This window comes from Cupriavidus sp. 05N40, assembly GCF_056397305.1.
On the sequence record NZ_JBFTND010000301.1, the window covers coordinates 1 to 6,402 of the forward strand.

Consider the following 6,402-nt stretch of genomic DNA (forward strand, 5'->3'; position numbering starts at 1 on the left):
GTACACCAGCGTCGAAACCGTCGGCACGCGGCCTCCGCCAATCATCTGAGGCGTCGCAAAGGCGCTGAAGGTCCAGGCGAACGCAGTTGTGATGCCAGCCAGAATGCCCGGCATTGAAAGCGGAAGCGTGACCGTGAGGAAGGTCCTGACCGGGCCGGCACCTAGGCTCTGGGCGGCTTTCTCGTAGTCCCGGTCGATATGCGAAATCGCCGTGGCAAGCATCAGGACCACGACGGGAATCGTCACGTGCACCAGCGCGACCAGCACGCCCAGGTGTGTGAACATCAGTTCCAGTGGCCAGTCGATCAAGCCGAGCTTTCGCAGCGTGCCATTGATGAAGCCATTGCTGCCCAGGACGGCGATCCAGGAGTAGGTCCGGACGATTTCCCCCAGAAACAGGGGCGTGATGGACACCACGAGGATGAAGGACTTGAGCGCTCGGCTCCTGACGCGCACCAGTGCATAGGCCAGCGGGTACGCAACTAGCAGCGAAAAGACGGTCGTCTCCACGCTCAGCCGCAAGGTGTTGGAGAACGCGTCGAGATAAATCGACTTGGTCAAGCCGCTGAAGTTGGCGAACGTGAATCCGCCGACATCCAGGGAGCCGGGCACATACGCCCGGAAGCTGAACTGCAGGACCGCAATCAACGAAATTGCGATGCACAGCGCGACAAGTACGGCTGGGGAGACCAGCCAGGCTCGAGGATCGGAGCGCATTCTTAAGCCTTATTCCAGATGCTCAATCGGCGAGGGAGGCTCGGTGCGGTGCATGGCCGCGGCGCCCCTCCCTCCATACCCTTAATATCGGGTTCAGTTCATGACGTTCTCAGTGAACCACTTCCGCCATTCCGCAGTCTTCTCGGCGCGAAGTTTGTGGTCTACGACGATGGCCGTTTCCCACTGTTCCTTCGTCGTGAACACGCCGGGCAGCTTGGCGTCTTCAGGCGAAACCTTGGCGTCGTCGATGACGGGGCTCGCCTTCTTCAAGGCCACGATCTTCGACTGGACGTCCGGGGACAAGGCGATGTTCATGAACTTGTAAGCCAGATCGGCCTTGGTCGAGCCCTTGGTGATGGCCATGGTATCGATGCCGAGCACAGCGCCTTCCTTCGGCGTGACCAACTTGATGGGCACACCCTGACTGATCATGTGATAGGCGTTGATCGACAGGATGACCTGCACGGGCGTTTCGCCGGAGGCGATCAACTGCTGCGCATTGGCGTCATTGGTATAGAACGCCTTGAAGTTGGGCTTGAGCGCCTTGAGCTTGTCCTGGCCCTTTTCCCAGCTTTTCGCATCGCCTCCCGACAGCATGGCCGAAACCGCGACCACATGGCTCGGATCGAAGTCAGGCACGCCAATCTTGCCTTTCAGGGCCGGATTCCACAGGTCGTTCCAGCTCTCGAACTTGATGCTGGGCGGCACCAGGTCAGCGCGATAGCCGATGGTATAGACATAGGCCCAGCTGCCGATGTGATACGGGCTGATCTTGGCGCGATCGACCATATGCGTGTAATTCGGAATCTTGCTCGTATCCAGCTTTTCAAAGAGATTGCCGTTGGCGTAGAGCCAGCCGACGTGGGAAGTCGTGAAGGTAACGTCGCTCTCGGGCTTGGAGGCAAGCTTTGCCTTGTTCAGGCGGTCGATGGTGCCGCCTGTGATGTACTTGACCGGCACCCCGGTTTGCCGCGTGAATTCCTTGCCGATGCTTTCATCGATGAGGTCGCGGAAACTGCCGCCCCATGTGCTCACCACCAAGGCTTCCTGCGCCCATGCCGCCGTACTGCCAAGCGTGGCGGCGAGTGCGCAAAGGGTCAAAATCTTGCGAATCGTCATTTACTTCCCCCAATCGAAAAGATAAACATCTGATAGAACTGGAAATACGCTGAAACGTGCTACCGAGAAACGCAATCACAATGCAGCGAAACGTTGCTGGCCAGGGAGGCGTAAGGCATGCGTGATCAGCGCAGGCGCACCCTGCAAGCACGTGGCCGCGGACAGTAAACGTAGTACAGCAAGGCCATGCAACGACGCCGGCGCAATTGCGCTGAGGCAACGACCTTGACGCAATGACTTCGACGCAATGACTTCGAATTACCGAGCCTATGATGTGAAAGTCGTACCATGCGGCCAAGTCGGCTTTTTCGTAGGGGTGCCTCACATTTCCCGATGGGGTTGTGGATTGTTCCGCCGTCTGGAACAGGTTAGCGGCCGTCTGAGGTTCGGTGGTATTCGGAAATTCCTAAACGGCCAGCCGGAAAATACAAATGGCGCCGCCAGCGGCTGCGCATGACCATGCACTCGGGTGCATCGCCCCCAACCTCCMGCCACCTGCTGAATGGACCTGAATCGACTATGAAGCATACCCGCATCCGCACCTTCAACACGAAGGTCACCTACCCTGAACAGAATCTGGACAACGACCTTTGCCAAGCCGTGGTCGCGCGAGGCAGTACCGTTTTTCTGCGAGGGCAGATCGGCCAGAACCTCGACACCTCGGAGAGCGTGTGCATCGGGGACGTCGCAGGACAGGCGGAGCAGGCCATGGCCAACATCGCGATGCTGCTCAAGGAAGCCGGCGGCGAGCTCGAGGACATCTGCAAGATCACGATCTACATTATCGACCCGCGCTACCGCGAAGCGGTCTATCGTGTCGTGGGCCGCTGGCTGAAGGGTGTCTTTCCGGTCTCGACCGGCATCGTCGTATCGGCTCTGGCCCGCCCCGAGTGGCTGGTCGAGATCGACGCCACCGCTGTCATCCCTGGCTGAGCTGCCATGACCTTTTCCATCATCGCGCGGTGCCCCGCCACCGGCCAGTTCGGCGCCGCCGTGGCGTCCTCGTCACCGGCAGTTGCCTCGCGCTGCATCCGCGGCCGCAAAGGGGTGGGCGCAGCCGCGAGCCAGAACATTACCGACCCGGATCTGGGCCCCCTAGCCCTGGACCTGATGGCCAGCGGCCTTACGCCGGAAGGCGCTCTCGCCGAGTTGCAGAAGCGCCCGCATATCGAGTACCGCCAGCTCATGGCCATCGACGCGCACAACCCGCCGAGGGTTTTCACGGGTGCCAAGGCGCTTGGCACCCTGGCAAGCGTGGTCGGCACCCATGCCGCATGCGCAGGCAACATGCTGGCGACGCGTGACGTGCCCCAGGCCATGCTGTCGGCCTTCGAGCAGACCGAAGGCGCGCTGGCGGAACGGCTGATGCAGGCCATGCTCGCCGGCCAGGCCGCCGGCGGCGAGGAAGGCCCGGTGCACTCGGCAGGCCTGCTGGTGTACGATGCGCAAAACTGGCCTGTCGTGGATCTGCGCCTGGACTGGGTGGACAACAATCCGGTCGAGGCCCTCTATGCCGTCTGGCAGGTTTACGCGCCGCAGCTGAAGGACTATGTCAAGCGGGCGCTCGATCCCCGTGCGGCGCCCAGCTTCGGCGTTCCTGGAAACCTCTGACCTGACCGATGCATCGAATGACAGCGTGACAGCGCCGGCCAGGCGGCCGGCGCTCGAAAGGGCAAACTTTCTCCAGTACACTGGACCGTTCACCTTTTCTTGATCCCGACATGCTCAATCGCATTTCCCTGCGCCAGATGGAGTATTTCGTCGCAACGGCGAAGCATGGCAGCATTTCCGCTGCGTCGACGCAAATCCATATCTCTTCTCCCTCGATCTCCGCAGCCATCGCCCATATCGAGGCCGAACTGGGCGCGCAGCTGTTCGTGCGCCATCCTTCCAAGGGCATTGGACTGACCCCCGTCGGCACGCTGGTCCTGCAACACTGCGAAGATATGCTCGGACGGTCGTCCCGACTCTATGAAATCGCCTCCGACTCGAGCGACGTCATCCAGGGCACCTTGCGGGTGGGAAGCTTTCAGTCGCTCACGCCCATGATTGCGCCCGAGGTCATCTTCGGTTTTTCGCGCGCCTTCAAGAAAATCGAGCTGCAGATGGTCGAAGGCGACCAGGAGGTCTTGATGAACAAGCTCCATGCGCTCGAGATCGACCTGGCAATCACTTACGACCTGCACCTTGGCGATGACATCCAGTTCGAGAGCCTGGCGACCATGCCGCCCTATGTCCTGGTGAGTGAGGTCCATCCGCTGGCGCAGCAGAAAGTCGTCTCCTTCGAAGAGCTGGCGCCCGAACCCTACGTCCTGCTCGATATACCGATGAGCCGGGACTATTTCGCCTCCCTGTTTGAAGAGGCCGGCGTGACGCCGAACATCGCTGCGCGTTCGCAGTCTACGGAAGCAGTCCGGGCCTTGGTCGCCAACGGAATTGGCTATGCGCTCTTCAATGTGCGCCCCAAATCCAATCAGTCGCTCGATGGAAAACGCATGGTGCGGGTTCGCCTTGCCGGTACCCATCGGCCCATGCTGCTCGGCCTGGCGACCTACAAGCCGATGAAACAGTCAAGGTTGACGAGAGTCTTCATGGAACGCTGCCGCGCTTATATCTCCGACCAATACATTCCCGGAATGAGCGCTCCAAGTTTCTTCGATCCCCATATAGCAGCGCCCTGAATCGGCGTCCTGAGTCGGCGTCCAGAAGCGCCATCTTCATCGGTCATGCCGCATTCGGCAATACCCCATCAAAAACGCCAGAGATGGAAAATCACACCTCTTCCGCAAGCGTCTCGCTCCTGGAGACGCTCATTTCTTTCGCATCGGTTTCCCTGACGCCAAACATCGCGCTCATCCACAAGGTCCAGGACATCCTGGCGGAAGCCGGCATCGAATCGATGCTCGCGCCCGACCCGCAAGACCCCAGCCGATCCAATCTGTTTGCGACGGTCGGTCCGGTGGGCATTCCGGGCGTCCTGCTCTCCGGCCATACCGATGTGGTGCCGGTGGACGGCCAGCCCTGGACTTCGCCCCCTTTTGAGGCAACGCACCGGGATGGCCGCATCTACGGACGCGGCACAGCCGACATGAAAGGCTTCGTGGCCTGCGCCGTCACCGCCATGGTGGCAGCCGCTCGGCAGCCGCTCCGGCGCCCCTTGCAGCTAGCGCTGTCCTTCGATGAGGAAATCGGCTGCGTTGGCGTGCGCCACCTGCTGCGCCGCCTGGAGAACAGCCTCCCCGCACCCTACCTGTGCATTGTCGGCGAGCCGACCCTGATGCGGATCGGCACCGGTCACAAGGGCAAGGCTGCCTACCGGGCAGTCTGCTGCGGCCAGGCCGGCCACYCAGGCCTGGCGCCCAGGTTCTTCAACGCCATCCACATGGCCAGCGACCTCGTCGCATCCCTGCGGGACGTGCAGCGTGAGCTGGCGGAAAGCGGCCCGCGCGACGAGGGCTACGGCGTGCCCTACAGCACGGTCCACGCCGGCGTCATCCACGGCGGCCGCGCCCTGAACATCGTGCCCAGCGAATGCGAAGTCAGCTTCGAGATTCGCAACGTCTCGGAAGATAGACCCGATCTGATCCTGAAGCGCGTCCTGGAACGCCTGGCCGAGCGCGTCAAGAATGAGGCGCTGGATCCTGCGGCGCCCTTGCCAGACATCCAGATGACGAACAGCTATCCCAGCCTGAACACCCGCGAGGATTCGCCCGCTGTCGGCCTGCTCGCCTCGCTGCTCCCTCCGGGCACCCCATGCGCCAAGGTGGACTATGGCAGCGAGGGTGGATTGTTCCAGCGGAGCTGGAACGAAACGCCAGTGCTGATCTGCGGGCCCGGGAGCATTGAAGTCGCACACAAGGCCGACGAGTATGTGGAGCTGGCGCAGATCGAAGCCTGCGACCGCATGCTGGCCGGCCTCGTCGAGTTTCTCTGTCAATGAGTCCTGGCGTCCAGGCCAGCTTCGGCCCAGACGCCTCGGAGACGCTATCAAAATAAAGCGAAGCGGTTCTGGCTAGGCACGCGGCAGCAGACAGTACATGTAGTACCGCAAGGCCACCCCAATGACGCAAAGCCGAACGCCAGAGTCTTTTTGAAAGCGTCTCTTACTTCGTCAGCAGGATGCTGCGGTCGACCGACTGGATATCCGTCTTGCCGCAAAACGCCATGGAGAGATCGAGCTCGTTCTGAATGATGTTCAAGGCCGTGCTCACGCCTTGCTCGCCGAGGGCGCCCAGGCCATACATCATGGCGCGACCGATATACGTGCCACGCGCCCCGAGCGCGACGGCCTTGAGCACATCCTGGCCCGAGCGGATGCCGCCATCCATATGGACTTCCACCCGATCCCCGACGGCTTCCACGATGCGCGGTAATGTGGAGATCGATGACGCGGCGCCGTCCAGCTGGCGCCCGCCATGGTTCGACACGATGATGGCATCGGCGCCGCTTTCCACCGCCAGTCGCGCATCCTCGGGGTCCTGGATGCCCTTGACGATCAGCTTCCCATCCCACCGCTTCTTGATCCATTCGACATCCTGCCAGGACAGACGCGGATCGAACTGCGCC

Annotated in this window: 7 protein-coding genes; 4 read left to right on the plus strand and 3 right to left on the minus strand. The window is 61.5% G+C overall.

The window, feature by feature from the left end; all coding sequences use genetic code 11:
- Together AC1DO7_RS38410 and AC1DO7_RS38415 are read right to left on the minus strand one after the other, a co-directional pair.
- Positions 1-717, minus strand: a 717-nt coding sequence (locus tag AC1DO7_RS38410) for an ABC transporter permease (protein WP_477117358.1), incomplete at its 3' end; no start/stop codon positions are given.
- Between the two features lie 93 nt (positions 718-810).
- Positions 811-1,836: an ABC transporter substrate-binding protein gene (locus AC1DO7_RS38415; protein ID WP_441620923.1), complete on the minus strand. Its 1,026-nt coding sequence runs from the start codon at positions 1,834-1,836 to the stop codon at positions 811-813.
- A 519-nt stretch (positions 1,837-2,355) separates the two neighbouring features.
- Between AC1DO7_RS38415 and AC1DO7_RS38420 the strand changes: the two genes are divergently transcribed.
- The 4 genes from AC1DO7_RS38420 to argE all read left to right on the plus strand — a co-directional run bounded on the left by AC1DO7_RS38420 (position 2,356) and on the right by argE (position 5,776).
- Positions 2,356-2,769, plus strand: a complete 414-nt coding sequence (locus tag AC1DO7_RS38420; RefSeq protein ID WP_441620921.1) for a RidA family protein — start codon at positions 2,356-2,358, stop codon at positions 2,767-2,769.
- A 6-nt stretch (positions 2,770-2,775) separates the two neighbouring features.
- Positions 2,776-3,447 (plus strand): DUF1028 domain-containing protein, encoded by a 672-nt coding sequence (locus AC1DO7_RS38425; protein WP_441620919.1) that lies wholly within the window; start codon positions 2,776-2,778, stop codon positions 3,445-3,447.
- A 110-nt stretch (positions 3,448-3,557) separates the two neighbouring features.
- On the plus strand, positions 3,558-4,517 hold the full coding sequence (locus AC1DO7_RS38430; protein WP_441620917.1) for a LysR family transcriptional regulator: 960 nt from the start codon (positions 3,558-3,560) through the stop codon (positions 4,515-4,517).
- An 83-nt stretch (positions 4,518-4,600) separates the two neighbouring features.
- Positions 4,601-5,776 (plus strand): acetylornithine deacetylase, encoded by a 1,176-nt coding sequence (gene argE, locus AC1DO7_RS38435; RefSeq protein ID WP_477117359.1) that lies wholly within the window; start codon positions 4,601-4,603, stop codon positions 5,774-5,776.
- 163 nt (positions 5,777-5,939) lie between these two features.
- Here the strand turns inward: argE and AC1DO7_RS38440 are convergent.
- A partial coding sequence (locus AC1DO7_RS38440) for an alpha-hydroxy acid oxidase (protein ID WP_477117360.1) occupies positions 5,940-6,402 on the minus strand: 463 nt, incomplete at its 5' end.

What these genes read in the sequence shown, in the direction of transcription:
- AC1DO7_RS38415 (WP_441620923.1), bottom strand. Translation starts at nt 1,836, where the DNA reads ATGACGATTCGCAAGATTTTGACCCTTTGCGCACTCGCCGCCACGCTT.
- AC1DO7_RS38420 (WP_441620921.1), top strand. Translation starts at nt 2,356, where the DNA reads ATGAAGCATACCCGCATCCGCACCTTCAACACGAAGGTCACCTACCCT.
- AC1DO7_RS38425 (WP_441620919.1), top strand. Translation starts at nt 2,776, where the DNA reads ATGACCTTTTCCATCATCGCGCGGTGCCCCGCCACCGGCCAGTTCGGC.
- AC1DO7_RS38430 (WP_441620917.1), top strand. Translation starts at nt 3,558, where the DNA reads ATGCTCAATCGCATTTCCCTGCGCCAGATGGAGTATTTCGTCGCAACG.